This is a genomic window from Candidimonas humi (genome assembly GCF_019166065.1).
GTDB lineage: Bacteria > Pseudomonadota > Gammaproteobacteria > Burkholderiales > Burkholderiaceae_B > Candidimonas > Candidimonas humi.
Map to the genome: position 1 here is coordinate 221,888 of NZ_JAHTBN010000003.1, position 23,040 is coordinate 244,927.

Here is a 23,040-nt window from a genome sequence, read left to right on the forward strand (position 1 = left end):
CGGGCGCCGCAGCAGGCGGCGAGCCCGGAAAGTGTCATTGTAAACGCGTCGTGCGGGCGGGGCCGCACCGCGGCAAAACCTAGGAAAACAGCTCGCCGCTGCCGGCATTGTTCCCGGGCGGCGTCAGGCCCAGGTGGCGCCAGGTGGTCTGCGTGGCCATGCGCCCGCGCGGCGTGCGCTGCAGGTAGCCGTGCTGGATCAGGTAGGGCTCGATGACGTCCTCGATGGTGTCGCGTTCTTCGCCTATGGCCGCGGCCAGGCTGTCCACGCCCACGGGGCCGCCGTCGAACTTGTGCACGATGGCATCGAGCAGCTTGCGGTCCATGAGGTCCAGGCCTTGCGGGTCGACTTCCAGCATGGCCAGCGCGGCGCCGGCCGCCGCGGAATCGATCCTGCCGTGCGACTTGACCTCGGCGTAGTCGCGCACACGGCGCAGCAGCCGGTTGGCGATGCGCGGCGTGCCGCGCGCGCGCCGGGCGATCTCGGCCGCGCCGTCGTCGCTGATCTCGGCATTGAGCAAATGGGCGCTGCGCTTGACGATGTGAGTGAGGTCGCCGGCGTTGTAGAACTCCAGGCGCGAGACGATGCCGAAGCGGTCGCGCAAGGGGTTGGTGAGCATGCCCGCGCGGGTGGTGGCGCCCACCAGCGTGAAGGGCTGCAGGTCGATCTTGACGCTGCGCGCCGAAGGGCCTTCGCCGATCAGGATGTCGATCTGGAAGTCTTCGAGCGCCGGGTAGAGTATTTCTTCGACGACCGGCGACAGCCGGTGGATTTCGTCGATGAACAGCACGTCGTTTTTTTCCAGATTGGTCAAGAGCGCCGCCAGGTCGCCGGCGCGTTCCAGCACCGGGCCCGAAGTCTGGCGCATCTGCACCCCCATTTCATGGGCGATGATGTGGGCCAGCGTGGTCTTGCCCAGCCCCGGCGGCCCGAACAGCAGCACGTGGTCCAGCGCTTCGCCGCGCTTGCGGGCGGCGGCGATGAAGATTTCGAGCTGTTCGCGCACGCGGTCCTGGCCCACGTAGTCGGCCAGGGCGCGCGGCCGCAGCGCGCGCTCGATCGATTCTTCGTTGGGCGAGGAAGGCTGCGGGGCTACCAGGCGCTGCGCCGGCGCCGAGCTGGAAAGCGAGTCGGAATGTATGGCCATGGCATCGGATATGACGGCAAATTCGGCGATGAATGAATGCATCGTACACTACGCGGCGCGCTGCGCCGGCTTGTACGGTTTCGCAAGCAAAACGGCAGCCGCATCGGAATACAAGGCGCGCAGCCCCGCAAACAGTACGAGCAGCACGGCAAGGCGGAGCAAGGCCCTTGTTTTACTGCGCAGCCGTATCAGCCCTTGGCCAGCGACTTGAGCGACAAGCGTATGCCTTCGGCGACGTCGACGTCATCGGGCAGTTTTTTCAGCGCGGCCTGGGATTCGCTGTTCGAATAACCCAGGGACAGCAAGGCGTTCAGGATGTCGTCGCGGCCCGAGGCCGGGGCGCCGGCGGCGGCATGGCCCAGGTCGGCGCCGAGCTTGCCGCGCAGTTCCAGCAGCAGGCGTTCGGCGGTTTTCTTGCCTATGCCGGGCACGCGCGTGAGCCGCCCGGTTTCCTGGCGGGTGACGGCGTCCGCCAGTTCTTCGACCGTCATGCCCGAGAGCACGGCCAGCGCAGTGCGCGCGCCGATGCCGCTGACCTTGATCAGGGCGCGGAAAGTGCTGCGCTGGCTGGCGGTGGAAAAGCCGTACAGGGTATGGGCGTCCTCGCGCACCGCCAGATGGGTGTGCAGGCTGACGCGCGCGCCGGTCTCGGGCAGGTCGTAGAAAGTGCTCATGGGCACGTCGATTTCGTAGCCTACCCCGGCCACGTCTATGCAGACGGTGGGAGGGGTTTTTTCCAGCAGCGTGCCGGTGATTCTTCCGATCATCGGATCGTCCTTTCAGCTATCAAATGAATCTGCCGCCGCGCAGGCGGCCGCGGTGCGTGGCGTCGCCGCCGGCCCGCTGCAGCCGCTGCGCCAGGGGGCCGGCGTGCGCATGGCAGATGGCGCAGGCCAGCGCGTCGGCGGAATCGGCCGCGGGTAGTCCGTCCAGCGCCAGCAATTGCTGCACCATCTTCTGCACTTGTTCCTTGGCGGCGTGGCCGTTGCCGACCACTGCCTTCTTGATCTGCAGCGCGGTGTATTCGTGCACCAGCAGCTCGCTGTCGGCCAGCGCGCACAGCGCTGCGCCGCGCGCCTGGCCGAGCAGCAGCGTGGAGCTCGGGTTGGTGTTGACGAAGACTTTTTCCAACGCCGACACGTCCGGCCGGGTCGATGCCACCACTTCGCGCAGATTGTCCAGTATGACCTTGAGCCGCTGCGCCAAGGGCTCGCCGGCGGGCACCACGATGGTGCCGCTGGCGATGTAGCTCAGGCGCATGCCATGGGCTTCGATGACGCCGAAGCCGGTGCGCCTCAGCCCGGGGTCGATGCCCAGTATGCGCATCGGACGGGCGGCCTCAGTGGCGGAAATGGCGCGCGCCCGTCAGCACCATGGCGATGCCGCGCTCGTCGGCCGCGGCGATGACTTCGTCGTCGCGTATGCTGCCGCCGGGCTGGATCACGCAGGACGCGCCGGCATCGACCACCACGTCCAGGCCGTCGCGGAACGGGAAAAAGGCGTCCGAGGCCGCAGCCGAGCCCGCCAGGCTCAGGCCGGCGTTGCCGGCCTTGATGGAGGCGATGCGGGCCGAGTCGACGCGGCTCATCTGGCCCGCGCCCACGCCGACCGTCATGCCGCCGGCGGCGAACACGATGGCGTTGGACTTGACGTACTTGGCCACCTTCCAGGCGAACAGCAGGTCGCGCATCTGGTCCTCGGTGGGCGTCTTGCGCGTGGCCACCTTGAAGTCGGACACCGGCACCTGGTAGTCGTCGGGCGTCTGCACCAGCCAGCCGCCGCCCACGCGCTTCAGGTCGAAGACATTGTGCGCTTCGCCTTGCGGCACTTCGAGCACGCGCAGGTTCTTCTTGGCGGCGAACACGGCCAGCGCCTCGCCGCTGTATGAAGGCGCCAGCAGCACTTCGGCGAATTGTTCCGTGACGGCTTTTGCGGTCGCGGCATCCACGGGCCGGTTGAAGGCGATGATGCCGCCGAAGGCCGACGTGGGGTCGGTCTTGAAGGCCTGCCGGTAGGCTTGTTCGGGCGTCGCCGCCGTGGCCACGCCGCAGGGGTTCGCATGCTTGACGATGACGCAGGCGGGCGTGTCGAAGCTGCGCGCGCATTCCCAGGCGGCGTCGGCGTCGGCGATGTTGTTGTAGGACAGTTCCTTGCCCTGCAACTGGTGGTAGCCGCCCAGCAGCCCGGCGCCGACCGGGGTTTCGACATAGAAGGCCGCCGCCTGGTGCGGATTCTCGCCGTAGCGCAGGACTTGCCGGCGCTGCGCCTGCAGGGTCAGGGTGCGGGGCCAGGGCTCGCGCGCGGGCGCGGCTTCCTGGGCCGGCTCGGCTTCGGCCAGGCCGCTGAGATAGGCGGCGATGGCGCCGTCGTAGGCGGCGGTATGCGCATAGGCCTTGGTGGCCAGTTCCAGGCGCAGGCCGTACGAGGTCGTGCCGTTCGGCCCGTCGATCTCGGCCAGCACGCGCGTATAGTCGGCCGGGTCGATGACTACCGTCACGCCGCCTTGCGGCGTGCCGTGGTTCTTGGCCGCGGCGCGCAGCATGGCCGGACCGCCGATGTCGATGTTTTCCACCGCGTCGGCGAAGGAGCAATCGGGCCGGGCGATGGTTTCGCGAAAGGGATACAGATTGACCACCAGCATGTCGATGGCGTCGATGCCGTGCCGGCGCAGCGTGTCGAGGTGTTCGGCGCTGTCGCGGCGCGCCAGCAGGCCGCCATGTATCTTCGGGTGCAAGGTCTTGACGCGGCCGTCGAGAATCTCGGGCGAGCCGGTGTGCTCGGCCACTTCGGTGACGGCGAGGCCGGATTGCGCCAGCAGCTTGGCCGTGCCTCCGGTGGACAGCAGCCGCACCCCGCGTTGCGCGAGGGCTTTGGCGAATTCGACGATGCCGGTCTTGTCTGAAACCGAAATCAGGGCGGTCTGGATTTTCATGAGTTGGACAGGGAAGGGTTCAGGGTTGCAGATTGTGTGCGAGCAGCTTCTTGCGCAGCGTGCTGCGCGTGACGCCGAGCATGGCGGCGGCCTTGGACTGGTTGCCCTGGGATTTCTCGAGGGCAACCTGCAGTACCGGACGCTCGACGCAGCTCACGACCATGGCCAGCAGGTCGTGCGGCTCGGCGTCGCCGAGATCGGAAAAATAGCGTTCGAGACGTTCGCGGACGGACTGTTCCAGGGGAGACTTGTGGTTCATGGTGGCTTCGTATCGCGTTTGGTTATTGTGCTTATTGGTAGATTCAAGTGTGTGATTCGCGCGGCTGGGCAATCATGGCCCTGGCCGCGCCGGGACGGCCGGATTGTGCCGGACCGTCCTTTACTGCTAGTCGAATGTTCCGTGGCTTTGCGCCTCTTTCCTCTTGTGGTCGAGCCTGTCGCCTTCGGCGTGGCCCGGTCGGCCCCCCTCAGGCGGCCAGCCGCTGCGGCACCCTGCGCGTGGCCGGCCCGTCGGCCGGCCGGTGGTCGAACCAGCGGACCAGCGCTGCGGTCTGCTCGCGCGTGCTTTCGATCGTGTTGATACTGGCAATCAGGGCCTGGCTGTCGGCCAGCTCGGCAAGATACCAGCCGATGTGCTTGCGCGCCGAGCGCACCCCGGTGAACTCGCCATAGAAGCGATAGTGATCCTCGAGGTGATCGAGCAGGCACGAGCGCAATTCGCCGTAAGTGGGCGGCGGCAAGTACGCACCGCTTGCCAGGTAATGCGCCACTTCGCGGAAAATCCAGGGGCGGCCCTGCGCGGCCCGGCCGATCATGACGGCGTCCGCACCGGTGTACTTTAATACGTATTCGGCTTTTTCCGGGCTATCGATATCCCCATTTGCAATTACCGGGATTTTCAGCAGGCTTTTGACCTCGCCGATGGTGTCGTATTCGGCATCGCCCTGGTACAGGTCGGCGCGGGTGCGTCCGTGCAGGGTCAGCGCGGCGATGCCGATGTCCTCGGCCATCCTGGCCACGCGCGGCGCGTTGCGATGGCTGCGGTCCCAGCCGGTGCGGGTCTTGAGCGTGACCGGCACGCCCAGCGGTTCGCAGGCCCGGACCACGCTTTCGAGGATGCGCGCCACCAGGGCTTCGTCGCGCAGCAGGGCGGAGCCGGCCGCGGCATTGCACACCTTCTTGGCCGGGCAGCCCATGTTGATGTCGATGATGCGGGCGCCTTTTTCGACATTGAACACCGCAGCCTCGGCCAGCATGGCGGGGTCGGACCCTGCGATTTGCACCGCGATGGGATCGATCTCGCCGGCGTGGTCGAGGCGGCGCGAAGTCTTGACGCTATCCCACAACCTGGGATTGCTTGCCGCCATCTCGGACACGGCATAGCCCGCCCCCAGCCGCTTGCAAAGCTTGCGGTACGGGCGATCGGTCACGCCCGCCATGGGAGCGACGAATACGGGGTTGGGAAGGGACCAGGGGCCTATGCGCATCGGGGGATTTTAACCCTGTCGTCGCGCGATGGGCCCGTCCCCGGTTCCGGCCCGGCATATGCAGGCCTGGCCCGCGAGCCGGGGCCGTGCCTCAGCCGCGCAGGCCTTGCATCAGGTGCCGCGCCAGGGGCAGGCGCAGGCCCGCGCTCAGGTCCAGGGCCAGCAAGGCCAGCCCGCAGGCGTGTTCCACGGGCGGCAGGCGCGTGGCGAAGACGCGCGGTAACAAGTCGGTGATGCCCGCGGTCAGCCAGCGGTCGGCGCGCCGGCCCTCGGCGAACCGGCGCAGCAGGCTGGCGGGGTCGGACTGCGGCCGCAGCAGCCACGGGGCCAGCGCCTGCGCCAGTTGCGCCGCGTCGCGCAGGCCCAGGTTCAGGCCTTGGCCGGCCACCGGATGCAGGGTCTGGGCGGCGTTGCCGATGGCCACCGTGCGGGGGCCGGGCAGGGTGGGGCCGGCGTGCAGCGACAGGGGAAACACGTGGCGCTCGCCGGCCAGGCTCAGGCGTCCCAGCCTGTCGCCGTAGCGCTGCTGCAAGGCGGCGGCGAATTCCGCCGGGCCCATGTCGCGCAACTGCCGGGCATGTTGGGGCGTGCAGCACCACACCAAGCTGTACAGGCCGTCGCCGGCCGGGTGGGGCAGCAGGGCCAGCGGGCCTTCGTTGGTGAAACGTTCGTAGGCCCAGCCGCGTTGGGGGCGTTCGGCGCGGACGCAGGCGAGCACGGCTTCCTGGCCGTAGTCGCGGTGCAAGCCGGCAGGGCGGGAGCCGTCGGACTGCACCACAATCCCGCAGGACAGGCGTTCCTGCCCCAGGTCTATGCCTGCCGCCTGGGCGCCGCGATGCACCTCGGGTTTTTGCGCCTCGATGAAGCGCACCGGGCTGGCCGCCACTGCCCGCGTCATGGCCGAGAGCAGGGCGTCGTAGCCCGCCACGCTGCCCAGGCGCGGGACGCCCAGCTCTTCGTGGCGTATCAAGGTGCGGCCCAGGCGCCCGCGCTGCGATACGTGCACGGTTTCTATGCTGGCCGCCACCGCCGGCCATGCGTCCAGTTGTTCGAGCAGGACGCGGCTGCCATGGTTTACCGCCAGTGTGCGCGGGTCGGCTGCGCCGTCGCCGCCGCGCGCGGCCGGGGCTGCGCGCCCGACCAGCGCAATGCGCTGCGGATGCGGGGCTACGCGCGCCAGCAGCAGGGCCAGCGCACAGCCTACCGGGCCGGCGCCGACGATGGCCACATCGACATCATGAGCGGGGAGATCCATCCGTTCCTTCAGGGTTGAGAGTTCGAGCCCGTTGCCCGCGGAATCAGCGGGGTTTTCCGGCACGCGCCGCCTTCCGGCCAGGGCGGGCTCTGGAATACAATGATCGAGTCCGGCGCCCGGGCCCGGGATTCGTTTCAAGAATCCGGGTCTGGAAGAGCCCCGGATTATGATTCCGGAGGCCCCGCAGTTTTTGCCGGACGTCCCGTTCATTCATTTTAAGCGCCGGCGGCGCTCGCGTACGCCCAGGCGCGCAATGCCCCCAGAGGTTTTCCGATCATGCAGCCGCAATCCAGCCCGGCCTCGGCCATGGCTACCCCCGCCTCAGTTACGCACCGCAGCAAGACCACCGTCGCGTGGCTGGCGTGCCTGCTGGGCATGTTCGGCGCCCACTGGTGGTACCTGGGGCGCCGCAGGGCCTGGGTGTTCACTGTGTATTCCTGCGTGATGCTGGCGCTGGCCCACCTGTATCCGGTGTGGTGGGACAATCCGGCCTTCCTGCTCTTGCTCCTGCCCATTACCGAGGGCTACATCGAGGCCCTGATCTTCGCCGTCAAGCCTGACGACAAGTTCGACCAGTTGTACAACCCCGATTCGGGCGTGGCCACCCATACCCGCTGGGGCCCCATCCTCGCCGCCATCGTTACCCTGATACTGGCAGGCACCGTGGTGGTGTTCGGCATAGCGCTCACGGTCATGCACATCTATGTCGCGATGGGCTGGCTCGACGGCCTGCAGCTATAGGCTGCTGCGCCCGGCGCAGCCAAGTCTGTTAGAATCCACCCACTTCCGTCATTGGGGAGTAGCCATTTTCGGGCTGCTGTCCTGTCCGGCCTGCCCATGGCATAGGCCCGCACGACACGACACCCTGAAAAGCCTGCGTCAACAAACTTGGCAATCCACAGCCATGGCGCAGGCACTGATGGCCCAGGAACACCCAGAGCCGGCGGCTCGAGGCTGACTGCCTTCCAGGCAGCCGGCTCCATGCCGGATCGGCAGAGGTTCCCCACGGGCCGGCAGCCGGCGAGACCTTTGGCCGCAAAGCATCCCCCCTGCCGGGCGAGATGCGCTTGCGCCATGGTCCTCGTGTTTCGCCCGGCTGTGGACGTCATGCTGCTCACTTTCCTCCTGTTTTTCCTTTCCGCCGCGGCCATTTATTTCGCCTGCGAATTCTTCGTCAATGGCATCGAATGGACCGGCTGCCGCTTGAACCTGGGCGCCACCGCCGTGGGCACCGTGCTGGCGGCTTTCGGCACCGCCTTGCCCGAGAGCGCGGTCACGTTCATGGCCGTGATGTTTGGCGGCTCGCCAGAGCACAAGGACGTGGGCGTGGGCGCGGCCCTCGGCGGCCCGCTGGTGCTGGCCACCGTGGCCTATGCGGTGGTGGGACTGGCGGTGCTGCGCCGCGCGCGCCGCCGGCCGGCCGAGCCCTCTAGCCTGGTGGCGAACCAGCGCAGGCTGGCCTCGGACCAGGCCTGGTTCATGGCGATCTTCGTGGTCAAGGTAGGGCTGGGCCTGCTCGTGTTTTCCTGGAAGCCCTGGCTCGGATTGTTGTTCCTGGCGGCCTACGGCATCTATGTGCGGCACGAATTGAAGGCCGAGGACGACAAGCTCGACGCCGTCGGCCTGGAACCCTTGCGGCTGCGCCCGCGCGATCCGCTGCCTACGCTCGCCTGGGCCTTGCTGCAGACTATATTGGCTCTCGCGGTGATCGCGCTGGCCTCGCACGTATTCGTCGACCAGATCTATACGATAGGGGTGTGGGCGGGCATGCCGGCGCGCATGGCCGCCGTGCTGCTGTCGCCGGTCGCCACCGAGCTGCCCGAAATCATGAATGCCCTGATCTGGGTGCGGCAGGGCAGGGAGCGCCTGGCGCTGGCCAATATTTCGGGCGCCATGATGATCCAGGCCACCATACCCAGCGCGCTGGCGATCTTCATGACGCCTTGGGAACTGGATGCGCCGCTGCTGGTGGCGGCGGCGCTGACCATGGCGTCCATCGCCTTCCTGTGGACGCGCTTCCGGCTCGGCCGCATGCGTGCCGGCTCCCTGGCCCGCGTAGGCCTGCTCTACCTGGTTTTCGCGGCCTATATCCTGGCGCGCCTGGAGACATAATGTAGCGGCCGGGTCAGGCTCCCGAACGCACGGGCCACGGCGCCCGGACGGTCTCGGGCGGCCGCGCCTTGGCTTACAATCGAGGTTTCGACGGACGCGAAATGGACTGGCTGGACTGGCTCATCCCCTGGGAATTTTCCCCCACTCTGGTGCTGCTGTTTATTATCGGCGGCGGCCTGTACGTGCGCGGCGTCCGGGTGCATCGCGTCACGCGGGTGCGCCAGGCGCTGTTCTGGACGGGGATGGTGCTGCTTTATCTGTCGCTGCACACGCGGGTCGACTACTACGCCGAACGCCTGTTCTTCGCGCATCGCCTGCAGCATCTGGTACTGCACCACCTGGGGCCCTTGTTGATAATGGGGTCCTATCCCGGCCAGGTCATGCGCGCCGGCCTGCCCGCGCGCTGGCGCCGCATGCTGCTGGAATTCCGCCGCAGCCTGACGGGCCGCATCCTGGAATCCCTGCTCACCAACAAGTTCCTGGTGCCTTTCCTGTTCGTGTTGCTGGTGGTGATATGGCTGGTGCCCAGCATCCAGTTCTATTCCATGCTCGACTGGCGCCTGTACCGTTTCATGAACTGGTCCGTGGTGGCCAGCGGTTTTCTCTACTGGAACCTGATCCTCGATCGCCGGCCCAGCCCGCCCGCGGTGATGTCGCCGGGCAGCCGCATCATTTCGCCCATCATCACCATGGCGCCGCAAATGCTGGTGGGGGCGATCATCACCTTCACCCAGCACGATATCTATCCGGTGTTCGCCCTGTGCGGACGCGCCATACCCATGTCCGCCGTGATGGACCAGAGCCTGGGCGGCTTGACCATGTGGATCCCCGCCGGCCTGATCGAGATCTGCGGCCTGATGTTCGCCCTGTCGCATCTCATGCGGCTGTCCAGCAAGGGGCGGCTGCGCAGCCGGCGCGAGCGCCTGCGCGCGGCGGCTCCGGCCACCGCGCATGCCTGACAGCAGGGCCTGGGGGCGCCTGCGCCGCGGCGCGGTCTGCGTGGCGCTGGCACTGGCCTTGCCGCTGCCGGCCCTGGCTCAGCCCATAGGGCTGCCCAGCATGGGCAGCGCCGCCGACGCCGAACTTCCTCCCTCGCTCGAGCAACTGCTGGGCGACGCCATCATGGAACAGGGGCGGCGCGACCCCACCTATATTTCCGACCCCGACCTCGATCAGTACCTGACCGGCATGGGCCGCAAGCTGATGGCCGGCGCGCCGGAAGGCGGCACCCACCGCATCACCGTGTTCGGCGTACGCGATCCGCAGATCAACGCCTTTACGCTGCCGGGCGGCTATATCGGCATCAATAGCGGCCTGGTGGTGTCCGCCGCCAACGAATCCGAACTCGCGTCCGTGCTGGCGCACGAAATCGGCCACGTCGTGCAGCGGCACATTGCCCGGGGCATGACCCAGCAATCGCAGAACACCGCGGTCGTGATCGCATCGCTGGTAGGCGCGCTATTGGCCGGGCTGGCGGGCAGCGGCGACCTGGCCATGGGCGTGGCCACCTTCGGGCAGGCCGCGGCGATCGACCGCGAACTGGGTTTTTCGCGCCAGGCCGAGCAAGAGGCCGACCGCGCCGGCTTCGAGATGCTGCGCAAGGCTGGCTACGATCCGCGCGGCATGGTGCAGATGTTCGCCATGCTCATGAATTCCTCCAGCCTGAACGAAGGCAAGGGGGGCGGCGCCTACACCAGCACCCATCCGCTGTCGATACAGCGCATGTCCGACATCCAGAATAGGGTGGCCGAACTGCCGCCCGTGCACCACCAGGACGACCCGCAGTTCTGGTATCTGCGCGCCAAGCTGCGGGTACTGCAGGCGGTGAGCCGCCAGGATCGCCAGGACGCCCTGTTGCAACTGCAGCAGGAAACCGGCCAGGGCAGCGCCGTGCAGCGCTCGGCAGCCTGGTACGGCATTGCCTATGGCTACTGGGAATCCGGCGACTACCCCCGGGCTGCGACAGCGTTGGCCAAGTCTGCCGAAGATCCCTCTGTCGTGCCCGAGACCGCAGTGCTGGCCGCCAGGCTGGCCAATAGCGAGGGCCATGCCGACGAGGCGCTGCGCATCGCCCGCGCCGCCTGGCAGCGTTGGCCTCATAGCCAGGGGGTGGCCTTGATGCTGGTCGAGGTCTTGCAGCAGGCGCGCCGCGACGACGAGGCGCTCAAATTCCTGGAGCCCTGCATCAAGCAGTGGCCCGCGCTCGCCCACCTGTATCGTTTGCGGGCGCAAAGCCAGGAACGCCTGGGGCGCAAGGTGGATGCGCGGCGCTCCATGGCCAAGTACTACGTGCTGACCGGCTCCTTGTCCACCGCGGTCGAGCAACTGCGCCAGGCGCGCGACCTGACTACCGATTTCTACACACAGTCCGAGCTGGATGCGCAGATCCGCGATCTACGCCAGCGCCTCGATAGCGAACGCCAGTTGCTCAGGCGGTTCAAGAAGTCGGACTGAACTCTGCAAGCCCCGAAGCCTGGGGCGCTATCATGCACCGCCAGACGCCAGACGCCAGACGCCAGACGCCCTCGTCAATGGCCGGTTTCGAAGTAGCGGCCGATGCGCGTGGGCAGCCAGCCTGTCGTGCCCGGGAAGGCCCCGGTGACGAAACCCACATGGCCGCCCTCGGCCGGTTGGTGCAGCACGACATTGTCGGAGCAGTCGGCCGAGCCGGGCAGCGAGGGCCCGGGCACGAAGGGGTCGTTGCGCGCATTGAGCACCAGCGTCGGCACGGCGATGGCGGCCAGCCAGGGCTTGCTGGAAGCCCGCGTCCAGTAATCCAGGGCATTGCGGTAGCCGTGCATCGGCGCGGTGTAGAGGTCGTCGAAGTCGCGCAGGGAACGCGCCTGCCCCAGGCGGAACACGTCTATGGTGCCCGGAAAGCGCTTGGCCTTTTCCAGCACCTTTTCTTTCATGGTCTTCAGGAAATGCGGCGTGTACAGGCGCCGTCCGGCAAAGGTGTCGGTCAGCGCATTGCCGCTGGCCACCAGGTCCAGGGGCACCGAGATCGCCGCCGCCGCGCTCAGCCAGCGCGTGGCTTCGGGCTGCTCGCCCAGGTACTTGAGCATGGCATTGCCGCCCATCGATATGCCTACCGCGTGCCAGGCTGCGTGCGGCACGCGGGCGCGCACGGTGTCCAGCATGAAGCCCAGGTCCACGGAGTCGCCCGAAAAATAGGCGCGCGCCATGCGATTGGCGAAACCCGAGCAGCCGCGGAAGTGGGCCACGGCCACGATCCAGCCGCGCGCCCGGAAGTGCTGTGCGATGGCTTGCGCGTAATGGCTGCGGCTGCTGCCTTCCAGGCCGTGGAACAACACCAGCGCGGGCGTTTCCGGCGTGGTCGGCAGGCTGGCCCAGTCGGACGGCCCGACCCAGCGGCGCGCTGCCGTGCCGGCCAGCCCCGGGTCGGGCCTGACCGGCTTGCCGTCGGCGGTCTGGTCGGAAAACAGCCCCGGCCCGACCCAGTCGAAATCGATGAAGTCGCCGTCGGGCGTGTCGACACGCTCACGCACGAAAGCAATGCGATGATAGCGGGCGCCGAGCGCGCCGTAAGTGGTCTGCAAATGCCGTCCCGGAAGCCAGAACGGAATGGGGCAGGGCGAGGAATCTATCTGTGCTGTCACGAACCTTTTGTCTTGTGTGCCGGTTTTCGAGTGCAGGCTTGAACCGGCTTGTCCTGTTGGCGGGTCTCGGCGGATCCCGTCGCGGCCGGCGCAATGCGTGAACGGTGTGCGCCTGTGCCCTGGTTGTTCTTCGGCCGCTAGTGCAGGGTGCCTGGAACGTCCTGCAAGTCGAACATGCCGGCGTTGCTGGGCGCATTGGAGGCATGGTGCAGCACCATGCGCCAGCCCGTGGCGCCTTTCTGGTAGACGTTGGTGCAATAACAGTGCGCGGTCTGGCGGCCTTCGGGGGTCGAGAACGTGAGCTGTTCTATCAATGTATGGGTGGAGCTCATGAGGCTGCTCAGCACCAGCGGACGCGCCGGCCGGATGTCCAGCGGCCCCTTCTCGAGAATTTGCTGCCAGGATTCCTGCACGGCGTCATGCCCGATCAGGCGCAAGCCCCCCGGATGCACGCAGACGATTTCCTCGTCGTCGGCCCAGACCTGCAGCAGCAGCGCCGTGTCGGCGCGGCGCAAGGCCTCGTAAAAGGCGCTTTCGGCTTCTTGGGGAGTGGCAAACATGATGGCCGGGGTCGAAGAACGCGCGCGGCTCAGTGCCCGTGCACGTGCTCGCCTTCCTTGAGCTGGTAGGCCGCCCCGCAATAAGGGCACAGGGCGCGGCCGGTCTTCACGACCTCGATGTAGACCCGCGGATGCATGCTCCAGAGCGGGGCATTGGGGCCCGGGCAGTAGACGGGCAAGTCCTTGGCTTCGACGAAGATGGTGGGCTGCTCGGGATGCGATGACTGGTCTGCGCTGGTCATGGGGTGTCCTGGATGTAACGGGTGTACTTGTATAGGGCTTGGCGCCGCCGGCCCGCCCCGGCATCGGGGCGGCAAGCCGGCAGGCGCGGCGCGGGGCTTTATAAGGAGCGTGCGCCTTTATACCTTGGTGAGCCAGTGGCGGTATTTCGGGTTGTGGCCGTTGACCGCATCGAAGAAGGCTTGCTGCAGCTTGGCCGTGATCGGGCCGCGGCTGCCCTGGCCGATGACGCGGCGGTCGACTTCGCGGATCGGCGTGACTTCGGCGGCGGTGCCGCTGAAGAACGCCTCGTCGGCGATGTACAGGTCGTCGCGGGTCAGGCGCTTGGTGACCAGGGGGATGCCCAGGTCGGCGGCCAGCGTGTGGATGGTGGCGCGGGTGATGCCGGTCAGCGCCGAGGCGATTTCCGGCTCGCACAGCACGCCATCCTTGACGATGAAGATGTTCTCGCCGGAACCCTCGGCCACGAAGCCGTCGGTGTCGAGCAGGATGGCCTCGTCGTAGCCGTGGTCCAGCGCCTCGGCATTGGCGATGATGGAATTGGCGTAGGTGCTGGCCACCTTGGCGCGCGGCATCGTGACGTTGACGTGCTGCCGGGCGTAGGACGACACCTTGACGCGGATGCCCTGCTTGAGAGCCTCTTCGCCCAGGTAGGCGCCCCAGGACCAGGCGGCGATGGCCACGTGCACCTGCGCGCCCTTGGGAGAAACGCCCATTTTTTCCGAGCCGTAGAACACCAGCGGGCGGATATAGCAGGATTCGAGCTTGTTGGCGCGCACCACTTCGCATTGCGCGGCGTTGATGGCGTCGCGGTCGTAGGGGATCGCCATCTGGTAGATATGGGCCGAATTGAACAGGCGGTTGGTGTGTTCTTTCAGCTTGAAGATGGCGGTGCCGATGTCGGTGTTGTAGGCGCGCACGCCTTCGAAGACGGCCAGCCCATAGTGCAGCGAATGGGTCAGGACGTGGGTGGTGGCATCGCGCCAGGGCACCAGCTTGCCGTCATACCAGATGAAACCGTCGCGATCGGACATCGACATAATGTTCTCCGTGGATGGAAATCGAAGAGGCTCCGCCATGCCGGCCCGGCCCGATACCCTGTCTTGGGAGGGGTGCCGCGCCGGCTTGCGCCGAGCTTTCGCGGCAATAATTGTAGCAAGCGGTGAGCCTTACAATAGCGGTCTTTTGGCGCACGCATACTTGCGGCGCGCCGAATCGCCGCGGGCCCGCGGCGCCGTATCGGCCCGACCCGACCCTGACCGAGGTTTTCCTTGCCGGCTTTCCTCCCGACTTCCATGCCCTGGCCCGATGCGTCGGCCCGCCGCAGTTTTTGCACCGGCCTGCGCGATGTGCTGCCCACCATGGTCGCCACCAGCGTATGGGCGCTGGTCACGGGCATAGCGCTGGTCAAGTCGGGGCTGACCGTGGGGATGTCGGTGCTCATGACGGTGCTCGTCTATGCCGGCTCGGCGCAGCTTACCGCGCTGCCGCTGATCGTGTCGGGGGCGCCGCTATGGCTGGTTTTCGCGGCAGCCTGCGTGGTGAATATCCGCTTCGTCATCTTCGGCGCCGCCCTGCATCCGTACTTCCGCGGCTATTCCCGGCGCCGCCGCCTGATCCTGGGCTATCTGTCGGGCGACATCGTGTTCGTGCTTTTCATGCAGCGCTATGCCGATGCGCGCGAAAAAGGCTCGCGCGACCAGCTCTGGTATTTCATCGGCGTCATCGTGCCCGGCTGGCTTTCCTGGCAGGCCTGCTCGCTGCTGGGCATATACATGGGGGCCGGGGTGCCCGCGTCCTGGTCGCTGGACTATGCGGCGATATTGGCCCTGCTGGCCATCATCATTCCGCTGATCACGACCCGGCCCATGGCCATCTCTCTCTGTGCCGCGGCCATAGCGGCCTGGTTCGGGCAGGGCCTGCCGCTGCGCCTGGGCCTGGTCGCCGCCGTGATCGCGGGCGTGGCGGCCGGCGTCGCCGCCGAGCGCCACGACCGTAATCGCAATCGCCCGCGGGAGCGGCCGCGCCTGCGCCGCCGTATCGCCGCCTTGCTGCGGAGACTGGGATGACGAATCACGCAGGCTGGGACTGGTATGTGCTGGGCGCCATTGGGCTGCTGGTGGTCTGCAGCTTCCTGACGCGCTGCGGCTATTTGCTGTTCGGCGATTATTTCCCCTTGCCCGAAGGCCTGCGGCGGGCCTTGCGCTACGCGCCGAACGCCGCGCTGATCGCCATTGTCCTGCCCGAGCTGCTGCCGTGGACGCCCGGGGCCATGCCGCACGTGGGCGCCAAGGCCGTTGCTGCAATCATCGCGGTGCTGATATACCTGCGCACCCGCAGTGCGGTGATGGTGATCGTCGCGGGCATGCTGGCGCTGTGGGGGCTGCAGGCCCTGTCCTGATCGCCTGGCCGCGCGGTTTCCCGGCGCCGCCGGGCTGCCGGCCGCGGGCGGGCGCCTTGCCGGCTTCGGGCCCGGTGTCTACCGATCCCTGCCCCGGGCGCCGTAACTCCTTGGTATTTCGTGGATTTTTCGCGACACTCCGGGGGCTGCCGGCGGCTTCGCACGGCGCCGGATTAGGGGGGAAGGGCCATGCTGCGCTAAAATGGCAGGTTGATAAAAGGCCTGCGTGGGCTCTTCCCGCTGCAGGCGTACCGCTCTGATGACTGACTCCACTCAATCCGACACATCCGCCACCACGTTCTCCGATTTTGGCCTGCACCCCAGCATCCTGCAGGCCGTCGCCGAAACCGGCTACACCACTCCTACGCCCATCCAGGCCCAGGCCATACCCATAGTGATGGCGGGCCGCGACGTCATGGGCGCCGCCCAGACCGGCACGGGCAAGACGGCGGCCTTCACGCTGCCCATACTGCACAGGCTGATGGCCGTGGCCAATACCAGCGCCTCGCCGGCGCGCCACCCGGTACGGGCGCTGATCCTCACGCCCACGCGCGAGCTGGCCGACCAGGTGGCCGAAAGCGTGATGCGCTACAGCAAGCCCACGCCCTTGCGTTCGGCCGTGGTGTTCGGCGGGGTGGACATCGGGCCGCAGCGCGATGCGCTGCGCCGCGGCTGCGAAGTGCTCATCGCCACGCCGGGGCGGCTGCTCGACCACGTAGAGCAAAAGAACGTCAATCTGGGGCAGGTCGGCATACTGGTGCTGGACGAAGCCGACCGCATGCTGGACATGGGCTTCCTGCCCGACCTGGATCGCATCGTCCGCCTGTTGCCCGAACGCCGCCAGGGCCTGCTGTTTTCCGCGACCTTCAGCAACGAGATCCGCAAGCTGGGCCGCAGCTTCCTGAACAATCCCGCCGAGATCGAAGTCGCGGCGCGCAACGCCACGGCCGACACCGTCACGCAGATCGCCTACCCGCTGGCCGGCGACGACAAGCGCGCCGCCGTCGTGCACCTGATCAAGTCGCGCGGCCTGAACCAGGTCATCGTGTTTTCCAACACCAAGATCGGCACCAGCCGCCTGGCCCGGCAATTGCAGCGCGACGGCGTGAAGGCCGAATCCATCCACGGCGACAAGAGCCAGCTCGACCGCATGAAGGCGCTGGACGCTTTCAAGGCCGGCGAACTCGAAGTGCTGGTGGCCACCGACGTGGCGGCCCGCGGCCTGGACGTCGCCGGGATTCCCTGCGTGATCAATTACGATCTGCCCTACAACCCCGAAGACTACGTGCACCGCATCGGCCGTACCGGCCGCGCCGGCGCCAGCGGCGAGGCCATCGCCTTTTTCGCGCCCGACGAAGAGCGGTACCTGCACGACATTGAAAAGCTCATCAAGGCGAGCATCCCGCGCGGGCAGTTTTCGCTGCCGCCTTCGGCGCGTCCGGCGCGCGGTTCGAGCCATGGCCGCTCCGGCGGCAGCCGTCACGGCACATACGGCGGCGCGCCCGCCCAGCCCGTCGACGATTTCTTCTACAAGCCCTACGAGCCTGCCGCAGCGCCGCCGGCGCCGTCGGTGCAGGACACGCCGCTACGCCAGCCGGCCCGCAAATCGGTCGGTGTGCTGCTGGGCGGCGGGCGCCACTGATTCCGGCTTCAGCCGGCCAGCGTGCGCAGCAGCGGCGGCCCTTCCACGACTGCATGCCCGGCATCGCCCTGTAATTGCTCGATGAGCCGTTCCAGGTGGCCGATGTAGGGCAGCAGGGTGCCGAAGAAGCGATTTCCTTCGGTTCCCTGGATGGCCAGGGTAGGGAAGTTTTCCACGTCTTCGTCGCCCAGCAGCTCGGGGCTGTCTTCGATATCCACCCATACGAACGCATGTTGCGGCAGGCGCAGCGCGAGCTGCTCGAAGTCGCCGCGGTATTGCGTGCAGGTGTCGCACCAGGCGGCGCAATAGCAAACCACCACCAGGCCGGAACGGGCCGCGAGGCGGGACTGCAAGGCCGATAGATCGTGTAACGGATTCAGTACGGGCATGGAAGAAAATTACGCCGGGTTTGACTATGATAGGAAAGCTTCGAAACTGCCATTCCCGGAGATTCCCCGGGGCTGGCTTTGCGCAAGCGGCCCGGGCCTGGTCCCGGAGCCCCACGTCCGAGTGCAGGCGCGGAGCCGGCATGTCCGGAGCTTCCCTGTTCCAATGTCTGTCTTTGAAATGATGCGATGAGCGATTCCGATCTGGTACTGCGCGGCACCGCCCGCCCCTCCGTCAACGGCTTTTCCGGCGTGGGCCTGGCCTTCAGGCGCGCGGTGGTTTCGCAATGCCATCCGAAGATGTTGCTGGCGGTGCTGATGCCGTTCCTGATCGCCATCGTCGGGGCCATTATATTGCTGTGGGCCTTCTGGACGCCGCTCACGCACTGGCTGAATACCGAAGTGTCGGGCTGGGGCCTGCTGGATCATATCGACCAGTGGATGCTGGCGATCGGCCTGTTCTCCATCAAGCTGTACCTGGTGCCCTTGCTGGCCGCGGGCATATTGCTGCCCGTCTCCGGCATACTCGGCCTGGTCATCGCCGCCATCTTCGTCATGCCCATCGTGCTGCGGCACCTCGAATCGCACGACTATCCCGGCTTGAAGCGCGAAGGCCGCTACACCACCATAGTCAGCACCTGGAACGCCATATGGGTGGGGATCCTGTTCGTGCTAGGCTGGCTGTTCACCATGCCGCTGTGGCTGTTTCCGCCGCTGGCCCTGGCGCTGCCGGTATTGTGGTGGGCTTTCGCCTTCAGCCGCATGCTGAAGGTCGACTCGCTCATCGAGCACGCCAGTGTGCAGGAGCGTAGAATCCTCTGGCGCCGCTACAGCCGCGGATATTGGCTGCTGGGCCTTTTCCTGTCGCTGATCAATCTGTTCCCGCCGGCCTGGATCATACTGCCGGTGTTTTCCGCGCTGGTATTCGCCCACTACAGCCTCGAGGCCTTGAGGCAATTGCGGCGCGAAACGGTTATCGATGGCTGAGGGCCGCCTGAGGGCCTCGCAAGAATTTCCTGGGAATCACGCAACATGACTACGGCAACGGCGGCCCGCGTACGGCTCATCATCATCGGCGACGAAATCCTGTCGGGACGGCGCCAGGACAAGCATTTCGCCAAAATGGTGGAACTGCTGGGGCAGCGCGGCATGCAGTTGTACGGCGCGGAATTCGTCTCCGATGATTTCGACGCCATCGTCGCCACCCTGAAGCGCAGCTTCGCCAGCGGCGACGTGGTCTTCAGTTGCGGCGGCATAGGCGCCACGCCCGACGACCGCACCCGGCAGGCCGCGGCGCAGGCCCTGGGCGTGGGCCTGGCGCTGCATCCCGAGGCCGAGCGGTTGATCGCCGAGCGCTGCGCCGACAACGCGCGCCGCGGCCAGGGCAGCGCCGACATGTCCCTGCCCGAAAACCAGCAGCGCCTGCAGATGGGGGTATTTCCGGTCGGCTCCGAAATCGTGCCCAACCCCTACAACAAGATCCCCGGCTTCTACATCCACAATCACACTTTCATGCCGGGCTTTCCCGTCATGGCGTGGCCGATGATGGAATGGACGCTCGACAACCGCTATCGCGACCTGCATCATCGCGTCACGCGCGTCGAGCATTCCTTCCTGGCCTTCAGCTTGCCCGAATCGCGCATCACGCCGGCCATGGAAGAGCTGGAACGCAAATGGCCGGGCGTCAAGGCCTTCAGCCTGCCCAGCATGGGCGGGACGGGGCATCCTCATATCGACCTGGGCGTCAAGGGCGAACCCGCCGCCGCCGCCGAGGCCCTGGCCTACCTGCGCGCCGAGGTGCTGCGCGTCGGCGGCAGCCTGACGCCCCCCGAATCCTGATTGGCGCGCAAGACAGCTCGCAAAACACTCGCAAAACACTACTTGCCGAGAGGCTGAATTTTTCATATTATGGGAATGTTGCGCCGCGTCAACATCGACCCATGCCACAGCCTCCCGTTCTTGCCCCCGCCGCTCCGGCCGCCGCCAAAGCCATGCCCATCACCATCCAGGTGCTGGAGCGGGCCATGCAACTGCTCGACGTGCTGGCGCGCCAGCCCGAGCCCGTAGCGCTCAAGGACATTGCCGCCGTCACCGGCCTGCATACCTCCACCGCCCACCGCATACTCAATGACCTCGTGGCGGGCCGCTATGTCGAGCGTGTCGACAGCGGCCTTTACCAGTTGGGCATGAGGCTGCTGGAATTGGGCTCGCTGGTAAAGGGGCGCCTGAACGTGCGCGAAGTGGCGCTGGACGCCATGCGCGAGCTGCACAAGATCACCGGGCAGACCGTCAACCTGTCGCTGCAGCAGGGCGACGAGATCGTCTATGTCGAACGCGCCTGGAGCGAGCGCTCGGGCATGCAGGTGGTGCGCGCCATAGGCGGGCGCGCGCCCTTGCACCTGACTTCTACCGGCAAGCTGTTCCTGTCCATGAGCGACCCGCGCCAGGTGCGGGCCTACGCCATGCGCACCGGCCTTGCCGGCACGACCCGCAACAGCATCACCAAGCTCGACCAGCTCGAGCGCGACCTGGCCTTGGTGCGCCGCCATGGCTATTCGCGCGACAACGAAGAACTGGAACTGGGTGTGCGCTGCATTGCCGCGGGCGTCTACGACGATACCGGCAAGCTGCAGGCCGGCCTGTCGATTTCTGCCCCTGCCGAGCGCATGCGCGACGAATGGATCGGGCTGTTGCAGCGTACCGCCGCGCAGATTTCCGAGGCCATGGGCTACGAAGGCGAGCACTGAAGTTTCGGTGTCCTGCCTGCGGGGCGCCGCCGCGCCCAGGCTTCGGCGGTTCCGCCGGGCTTCTTTGGTGTTTCCCTGGCCTGGGTTTATCGCGGGGCCGGCGCGCGCCGCGCGTGCCGCGAGCATGCCGCCCCCGTCCTGCACGCGCCCTTGCGGCGCGCTTTCAAAATCATCGAAGCGTCATTGCGGCGCGATGCCCGCCTGCTTGAAGAGCTCGGCCCATTGCGGCACTTGTTGCTCGACCTTTTGCTGCAGCGCCTGAGGATTGGCCTGGGCCACCAGCACCTGCGCCCCCAGGCCGGCCATGCGCTTCTGGAAGGCCGGATCGGCCAGCCCGGCCTGCAACGCGGCGATCAGCTTGTCGGTGACCGCCTTGGGCGTGCCCTTGGGCGCCCACATGCCGTGCCAGATGCCGACCTCGAAACCGGGATAGCCGGATTCCTGCATGGTGGGCAGGTCGGGCAGGGTGGCCACCCGTTGCTTGCTGGTGACCGCATAGGCCTTGACCTTGCCGGCCTGGATCTGCTGCGTGGTATTGGTGGTCTGGTCGCACAGCAGGTCTACCTGCTTGCCCAGCAGGTCGTTCATGGCCGGCCCCGTGCCCTTGTAGGGCACCGTCAGCAGTTTCACGCCCAGGGCCTTGGTGAACATGGTGCCGCACAAATGGCTGGCGGCGCCGATGCCGGCGTTGGCCAGCGACACCTGGTCTTTATGGGCCTTGATGTATTCCACCAGTTCTTTGAGATTATTGGCCGGGAAATCGGAACGGGCGACGATGGTCATGGGCACGTCGACCACCAGGCCTATGGGCTGGAAGCCGGCAAGCGCGTCGTAGCCGGGCTTCTTGTATAGCGAGGGCGCGGTCGAGAAGCCTATGTGCATGAGCAGGATGTTGTAGCCGTCGGGGTGGGCGCGCGCCACCTGCGAGGTGCCTATGGTGCCGCCGGCGCCGCCCTTGTTCTCGACCAGTATCGGCTGGCCCAGCGTCGGGCGCATGGCCTCGGCCAGCGAGCGCGCCACGTTGTCGGTGGGGCCGCCGGCCGCGAAAGGCACGACCATATTGATGGCGTGGCTGGGGTAGTCGGCAGCCGCCGCGGCGCCCATGGCGCAGGCCAGCACGCCGCCGAGCAGCAGGGAGGAAAGTTTCGAGGTTTGGTGCTTCATTCGTGCTCCGGAAGTGTTTTTATGATGGTCGTGGCGCTTGCGTCTTTGCCGGGCCGCCTGCGTGCCTTGAGGGCCCCTGCGGATGGCCGGAGCCCTGGCGGCAAAGCCTCGGGCAGGCTGCAAGCGGATTGGAAGAAAACTGTCAATCAGCTGTATTTTTCCTGTCATAAAGCTGACAGAATTCTAGGGGAAAATGGCTTGCATGTCGTGCAGGATTACCCCTACGGAGTTTCCCCGGGGGGGCTGGGCAAGGCGCCTGCGTCATTGGTACGGAGTAAGGGTTGCGGCCCTTTGCGCCATGCGGCCATGACTTTGCGCCACTCGGCCATGAACTGGGGAGCTGTTCCGCTGGCGCGCGTCGTCTTCCCAGGTAGAAAGGCGTATCCCTGGAAGCGGGAGCATCCTTCAGGCGGCTGGAAGAGGCGCCTCGCCAGGGGGCCCGTCGATGCCCGGCTTCTTGGCGCCTGCAGTGCCGAATTGTCGTTTTGCAGCAGTTACTTACCGTTTTTGTTGCGTCGCAACAAAAATTTCTTGACTTCGCTCTCCAGTCCGGTAGAATTTCAATTGTGCAGTGCAGCAAGGCAGGTTTTCACAAACAACCGGTGATTTGCTTGGCCTTCTCAACTTTTTAAGCTTGAACCCTTTGTTCAATTATTGCGCCGGCCCAGCCGGCATTTCGTGAAGGAATAATCATGAGCGCTATCCCCCAACAAGTCCTGGCCAACCAAAAAGCCTCCCTCGACAAGTTCCTGGCCGTGCAAGGCACGTTTTTCGGCGGCTTCGAAAAGCTCGTCGACCTGAACCTGAAGGTCATCAAGGCCACGCTGGACGACGTCGCCGAGAAGTCGCAGCAAGCCATCGAAGTGAAGGACGTCCAGGAAGCCCTGGCTTTCACCTCGGGCCTGGTGCAGCCCAACGCCGAAAAGGCGCTGGCCTACAGCAAGCACGTGTATGACATCGTCTCGGGCGTGCAAGCCGACCTGTCCAAGCTGACCGAAGACCAGATCGCCCAAGGCCAACAACAAGTGTCCGAAGCCATCGAGCAGTTCTCGAAGAATGCTCCCACCGGCTCGGAAAGCGCCGTGGCGCTCCTGAAGTCCTCGCTGGCTACCGCCAACAGCGCCTACGAATCGGTCAACAAGGCCGCCAAGCAAGCCGCTGCTGCCGCCGAATCGAACATCGCCGCCGCCACGAACGCCACGTTCAAGGCTGCCGCCGACGCCGCCGAAGCGACCAAGGCCCCCCGCGCGCGCCGCAGCGCCGCCTGAACGGTCTAGGCAGTTCCGCTCGCAGCCTGCGAGACCGAGGCTGCGATGTTCCCGTGATTTGAGTTGTCTCCCCCCTGAG

At 66.5% G+C, this 23,040-nt stretch carries 24 protein-coding genes and 1 riboswitch; of the genes, 11 read left to right on the forward strand and 13 right to left on the reverse strand.

What is annotated here, in order from left to right:
- Positions 1–79: 79 nt before the first annotated feature.
- From ruvB to KVP10_RS07945, 7 genes are all read right to left on the reverse strand, one after another.
- A complete protein-coding gene (gene ruvB, locus KVP10_RS07915; protein ID WP_217964511.1) occupies positions 80–1,147 on the reverse strand; it encodes a Holliday junction branch migration DNA helicase RuvB in 1,068 nt (355 codons plus the stop codon).
- Positions 1,148–1,335: 188 nt separating this feature from the next.
- Complete coding sequence (gene ruvA, locus KVP10_RS07920; protein ID WP_217964023.1) at positions 1,336–1,914, reverse strand: Holliday junction branch migration protein RuvA; 579 nt, start codon at positions 1,912–1,914, stop codon at positions 1,336–1,338.
- Positions 1,915–1,933: 19 nt separating this feature from the next.
- Positions 1,934–2,473 (reverse strand): crossover junction endodeoxyribonuclease RuvC, encoded by a 540-nt coding sequence (gene ruvC, locus KVP10_RS07925; RefSeq protein ID WP_217964024.1) that lies wholly within the window; start codon positions 2,471–2,473, stop codon positions 1,934–1,936.
- Positions 2,474–2,486: 13 nt separating this feature from the next.
- Complete coding sequence (purH, locus tag KVP10_RS07930) at positions 2,487–4,079, reverse strand: bifunctional phosphoribosylaminoimidazolecarboxamide formyltransferase/IMP cyclohydrolase (protein WP_217964025.1); 1,593 nt, start codon at positions 4,077–4,079, stop codon at positions 2,487–2,489.
- Positions 4,080–4,098: 19 nt separating this feature from the next.
- Positions 4,099–4,338, reverse strand: coding sequence for a helix-turn-helix domain-containing protein (locus tag KVP10_RS07935; protein ID WP_217964026.1), 240 nt, complete (start codon positions 4,336–4,338; stop codon positions 4,099–4,101).
- Positions 4,339–4,546: 208 nt separating this feature from the next.
- Entirely contained in the window at positions 4,547–5,566 is a 1,020-nt protein-coding gene (gene dusB / locus KVP10_RS07940) for a tRNA dihydrouridine synthase DusB (RefSeq protein ID WP_217964027.1), read from the reverse strand.
- 91 nt (positions 5,567–5,657) lie between these two features.
- On the reverse strand, positions 5,658–6,821 hold the full coding sequence (locus tag KVP10_RS07945; protein WP_217964028.1) for an FAD-dependent monooxygenase: 1,164 nt from the start codon (positions 6,819–6,821) through the stop codon (positions 5,658–5,660).
- A 276-nt stretch (positions 6,822–7,097) separates the two neighbouring features.
- Between KVP10_RS07945 and KVP10_RS07950 the strand changes: the two genes are divergently transcribed.
- The 4 genes from KVP10_RS07950 (at position 7,098) to KVP10_RS07965 (ending at position 11,387) form a co-directional block, all read left to right on the forward strand.
- The gene (locus KVP10_RS07950) at positions 7,098–7,562 is read left to right on the forward strand and encodes an NINE protein (protein WP_246600481.1); all 465 of its coding nucleotides are present in this window, start codon (positions 7,098–7,100) and stop codon (positions 7,560–7,562) included.
- Between the two features lie 41 nt (positions 7,563–7,603).
- Positions 7,604–7,804: riboswitch (yybP-ykoY riboswitch) on the forward strand.
- 124 nt (positions 7,805–7,928) lie between these two features.
- Positions 7,929–8,933 (forward strand): sodium:calcium antiporter, encoded by a 1,005-nt coding sequence (locus KVP10_RS07955; RefSeq protein ID WP_217964513.1) that lies wholly within the window; start codon positions 7,929–7,931, stop codon positions 8,931–8,933.
- Positions 8,934–9,034: 101 nt separating this feature from the next.
- Positions 9,035–9,892, forward strand: a complete 858-nt coding sequence (locus tag KVP10_RS07960) for a cytochrome c oxidase assembly protein (protein WP_217964514.1) — start codon at positions 9,035–9,037, stop codon at positions 9,890–9,892.
- On the forward strand, positions 9,885–11,387 hold the full coding sequence (locus tag KVP10_RS07965; RefSeq protein WP_246600482.1) for a M48 family metalloprotease: 1,503 nt from the start codon (positions 9,885–9,887) through the stop codon (positions 11,385–11,387). Before KVP10_RS07960 ends, KVP10_RS07965 begins: the two co-directional genes overlap by 8 nt.
- 74 nt (positions 11,388–11,461) lie before the next feature.
- Here KVP10_RS07965 and KVP10_RS07970 read toward each other — a convergent pair whose 3' ends face one another.
- The 4 genes from KVP10_RS07970 to KVP10_RS07985 all read right to left on the reverse strand — a co-directional run bounded on the left by KVP10_RS07970 (position 11,462) and on the right by KVP10_RS07985 (position 14,393).
- The gene (locus tag KVP10_RS07970; RefSeq protein ID WP_217964029.1) at positions 11,462–12,553 is read right to left on the reverse strand and encodes a YheT family hydrolase; all 1,092 of its coding nucleotides are present in this window, start codon (positions 12,551–12,553) and stop codon (positions 11,462–11,464) included.
- Between the two features lie 137 nt (positions 12,554–12,690).
- Complete coding sequence (locus KVP10_RS07975; RefSeq protein WP_217964030.1) at positions 12,691–13,113, reverse strand: YybH family protein; 423 nt, start codon at positions 13,111–13,113, stop codon at positions 12,691–12,693.
- A 29-nt stretch (positions 13,114–13,142) separates the two neighbouring features.
- A complete protein-coding gene (locus KVP10_RS07980; RefSeq protein ID WP_217964031.1) occupies positions 13,143–13,355 on the reverse strand; it encodes a zinc-finger domain-containing protein in 213 nt (70 codons plus the stop codon).
- Between the two features lie 117 nt (positions 13,356–13,472).
- A complete protein-coding gene (locus KVP10_RS07985) occupies positions 13,473–14,393 on the reverse strand; it encodes a branched-chain amino acid transaminase (RefSeq protein WP_217964032.1) in 921 nt (306 codons plus the stop codon).
- 321 nt (positions 14,394–14,714) lie between these two features.
- On the opposite strand from KVP10_RS07985, the gene KVP10_RS07990 reads away from it, so the two are divergent.
- The 3 genes from KVP10_RS07990 (at position 14,715) to KVP10_RS08000 (ending at position 17,396) form a co-directional block, all read left to right on the forward strand.
- The gene (locus tag KVP10_RS07990) at positions 14,715–15,422 is read left to right on the forward strand and encodes an AzlC family ABC transporter permease (protein WP_425514650.1); all 708 of its coding nucleotides are present in this window, start codon (positions 14,715–14,717) and stop codon (positions 15,420–15,422) included.
- Positions 15,419–15,754, forward strand: a complete 336-nt coding sequence (locus tag KVP10_RS07995) for an AzlD domain-containing protein (RefSeq protein ID WP_217964033.1) — start codon at positions 15,419–15,421, stop codon at positions 15,752–15,754. The genes KVP10_RS07990 and KVP10_RS07995 overlap by 4 nt, the downstream gene beginning before the upstream one ends.
- A 259-nt stretch (positions 15,755–16,013) precedes the next feature.
- Positions 16,014–17,396: a DEAD/DEAH box helicase gene (locus KVP10_RS08000; RefSeq protein WP_217964034.1), complete on the forward strand. Its 1,383-nt coding sequence runs from the start codon at positions 16,014–16,016 to the stop codon at positions 17,394–17,396.
- 8 nt (positions 17,397–17,404) lie between these two features.
- Here the strand turns inward: KVP10_RS08000 and KVP10_RS08005 are convergent, their stop codons facing one another.
- Positions 17,405–17,749: a thioredoxin family protein gene (locus KVP10_RS08005; protein WP_343218706.1), complete on the reverse strand. Its 345-nt coding sequence runs from the start codon at positions 17,747–17,749 to the stop codon at positions 17,405–17,407.
- 222 nt (positions 17,750–17,971) lie between these two features.
- Here KVP10_RS08005 and KVP10_RS08010 point away from each other — a divergent pair, with 222 nt between their 5' ends.
- From KVP10_RS08010 to KVP10_RS08020, 3 genes are all read left to right on the forward strand, one after another.
- Positions 17,972–18,769: an EI24 domain-containing protein gene (locus tag KVP10_RS08010; RefSeq protein ID WP_217964036.1), complete on the forward strand. Its 798-nt coding sequence runs from the start codon at positions 17,972–17,974 to the stop codon at positions 18,767–18,769.
- Positions 18,770–18,814: 45 nt separating this feature from the next.
- Entirely contained in the window at positions 18,815–19,621 is an 807-nt protein-coding gene (locus KVP10_RS08015) for a competence/damage-inducible protein A (RefSeq protein WP_217964037.1), read from the forward strand.
- A gap of 101 nt (positions 19,622–19,722) precedes the next feature.
- A complete protein-coding gene (locus KVP10_RS08020) occupies positions 19,723–20,529 on the forward strand; it encodes an IclR family transcriptional regulator (RefSeq protein WP_246600483.1) in 807 nt (268 codons plus the stop codon).
- Between the two features lie 180 nt (positions 20,530–20,709).
- Here KVP10_RS08020 and KVP10_RS08025 read toward each other — a convergent pair whose 3' ends face one another.
- Positions 20,710–21,693 (reverse strand): tripartite tricarboxylate transporter substrate binding protein BugD, encoded by a 984-nt coding sequence (locus tag KVP10_RS08025; RefSeq protein WP_217964038.1) that lies wholly within the window; start codon positions 21,691–21,693, stop codon positions 20,710–20,712.
- Between the two features lie 692 nt (positions 21,694–22,385).
- Here KVP10_RS08025 and KVP10_RS08030 point away from each other — a divergent pair.
- Entirely contained in the window at positions 22,386–22,961 is a 576-nt protein-coding gene (locus tag KVP10_RS08030; protein ID WP_217964039.1) for a phasin family protein, read from the forward strand.
- Positions 22,962–23,040: the final 79 nt, after the last annotated feature.

What these genes read in the sequence shown, in the direction of transcription:
- KVP10_RS07980 (WP_217964031.1), bottom strand. Translation starts at nt 13,355, where the DNA reads ATGACCAGCGCAGACCAGTCATCGCATCCCGAGCAGCCCACCATCTTC.
- KVP10_RS07950 (WP_246600481.1), top strand. Translation starts at nt 7,098, where the DNA reads ATGCAGCCGCAATCCAGCCCGGCCTCGGCCATGGCTACCCCCGCCTCA.
- ruvB (WP_217964511.1), bottom strand. Translation starts at nt 1,147, where the DNA reads ATGGCCATACATTCCGACTCGCTTTCCAGCTCGGCGCCGGCGCAGCGC.
- purH (WP_217964025.1), bottom strand. Translation starts at nt 4,079, where the DNA reads ATGAAAATCCAGACCGCCCTGATTTCGGTTTCAGACAAGACCGGCATC.
- KVP10_RS07955 (WP_217964513.1), top strand. Translation starts at nt 7,929, where the DNA reads ATGCTGCTCACTTTCCTCCTGTTTTTCCTTTCCGCCGCGGCCATTTAT.
- KVP10_RS08020 (WP_246600483.1), top strand. Translation starts at nt 19,723, where the DNA reads ATGCCACAGCCTCCCGTTCTTGCCCCCGCCGCTCCGGCCGCCGCCAAA.
- KVP10_RS07965 (WP_246600482.1), top strand. Translation starts at nt 9,885, where the DNA reads ATGCCTGACAGCAGGGCCTGGGGGCGCCTGCGCCGCGGCGCGGTCTGC.
- KVP10_RS07935 (WP_217964026.1), bottom strand. Translation starts at nt 4,338, where the DNA reads ATGAACCACAAGTCTCCCCTGGAACAGTCCGTCCGCGAACGTCTCGAA.
- dusB (WP_217964027.1), bottom strand. Translation starts at nt 5,566, where the DNA reads ATGCGCATAGGCCCCTGGTCCCTTCCCAACCCCGTATTCGTCGCTCCC.
- KVP10_RS07985 (WP_217964032.1), bottom strand. Translation starts at nt 14,393, where the DNA reads ATGTCGATGTCCGATCGCGACGGTTTCATCTGGTATGACGGCAAGCTG.
- ruvA (WP_217964023.1), bottom strand. Translation starts at nt 1,914, where the DNA reads ATGATCGGAAGAATCACCGGCACGCTGCTGGAAAAAACCCCTCCCACC.
- KVP10_RS07945 (WP_217964028.1), bottom strand. Translation starts at nt 6,821, where the DNA reads ATGGATCTCCCCGCTCATGATGTCGATGTGGCCATCGTCGGCGCCGGC.
- ruvC (WP_217964024.1), bottom strand. Translation starts at nt 2,473, where the DNA reads ATGCGCATACTGGGCATCGACCCCGGGCTGAGGCGCACCGGCTTCGGC.
- KVP10_RS08030 (WP_217964039.1), top strand. Translation starts at nt 22,386, where the DNA reads ATGAGCGCTATCCCCCAACAAGTCCTGGCCAACCAAAAAGCCTCCCTC.
- KVP10_RS08010 (WP_217964036.1), top strand. Translation starts at nt 17,972, where the DNA reads ATGAGCGATTCCGATCTGGTACTGCGCGGCACCGCCCGCCCCTCCGTC.
- KVP10_RS08015 (WP_217964037.1), top strand. Translation starts at nt 18,815, where the DNA reads ATGACTACGGCAACGGCGGCCCGCGTACGGCTCATCATCATCGGCGAC.
- KVP10_RS07975 (WP_217964030.1), bottom strand. Translation starts at nt 13,113, where the DNA reads ATGTTTGCCACTCCCCAAGAAGCCGAAAGCGCCTTTTACGAGGCCTTG.
- KVP10_RS08025 (WP_217964038.1), bottom strand. Translation starts at nt 21,693, where the DNA reads ATGAAGCACCAAACCTCGAAACTTTCCTCCCTGCTGCTCGGCGGCGTG.
- KVP10_RS07990 (WP_425514650.1), top strand. Translation starts at nt 14,715, where the DNA reads ATGGTCGCCACCAGCGTATGGGCGCTGGTCACGGGCATAGCGCTGGTC.
- KVP10_RS08000 (WP_217964034.1), top strand. Translation starts at nt 16,014, where the DNA reads ATGACTGACTCCACTCAATCCGACACATCCGCCACCACGTTCTCCGAT.
- KVP10_RS07995 (WP_217964033.1), top strand. Translation starts at nt 15,419, where the DNA reads ATGACGAATCACGCAGGCTGGGACTGGTATGTGCTGGGCGCCATTGGG.
- KVP10_RS07960 (WP_217964514.1), top strand. Translation starts at nt 9,035, where the DNA reads ATGGACTGGCTGGACTGGCTCATCCCCTGGGAATTTTCCCCCACTCTG.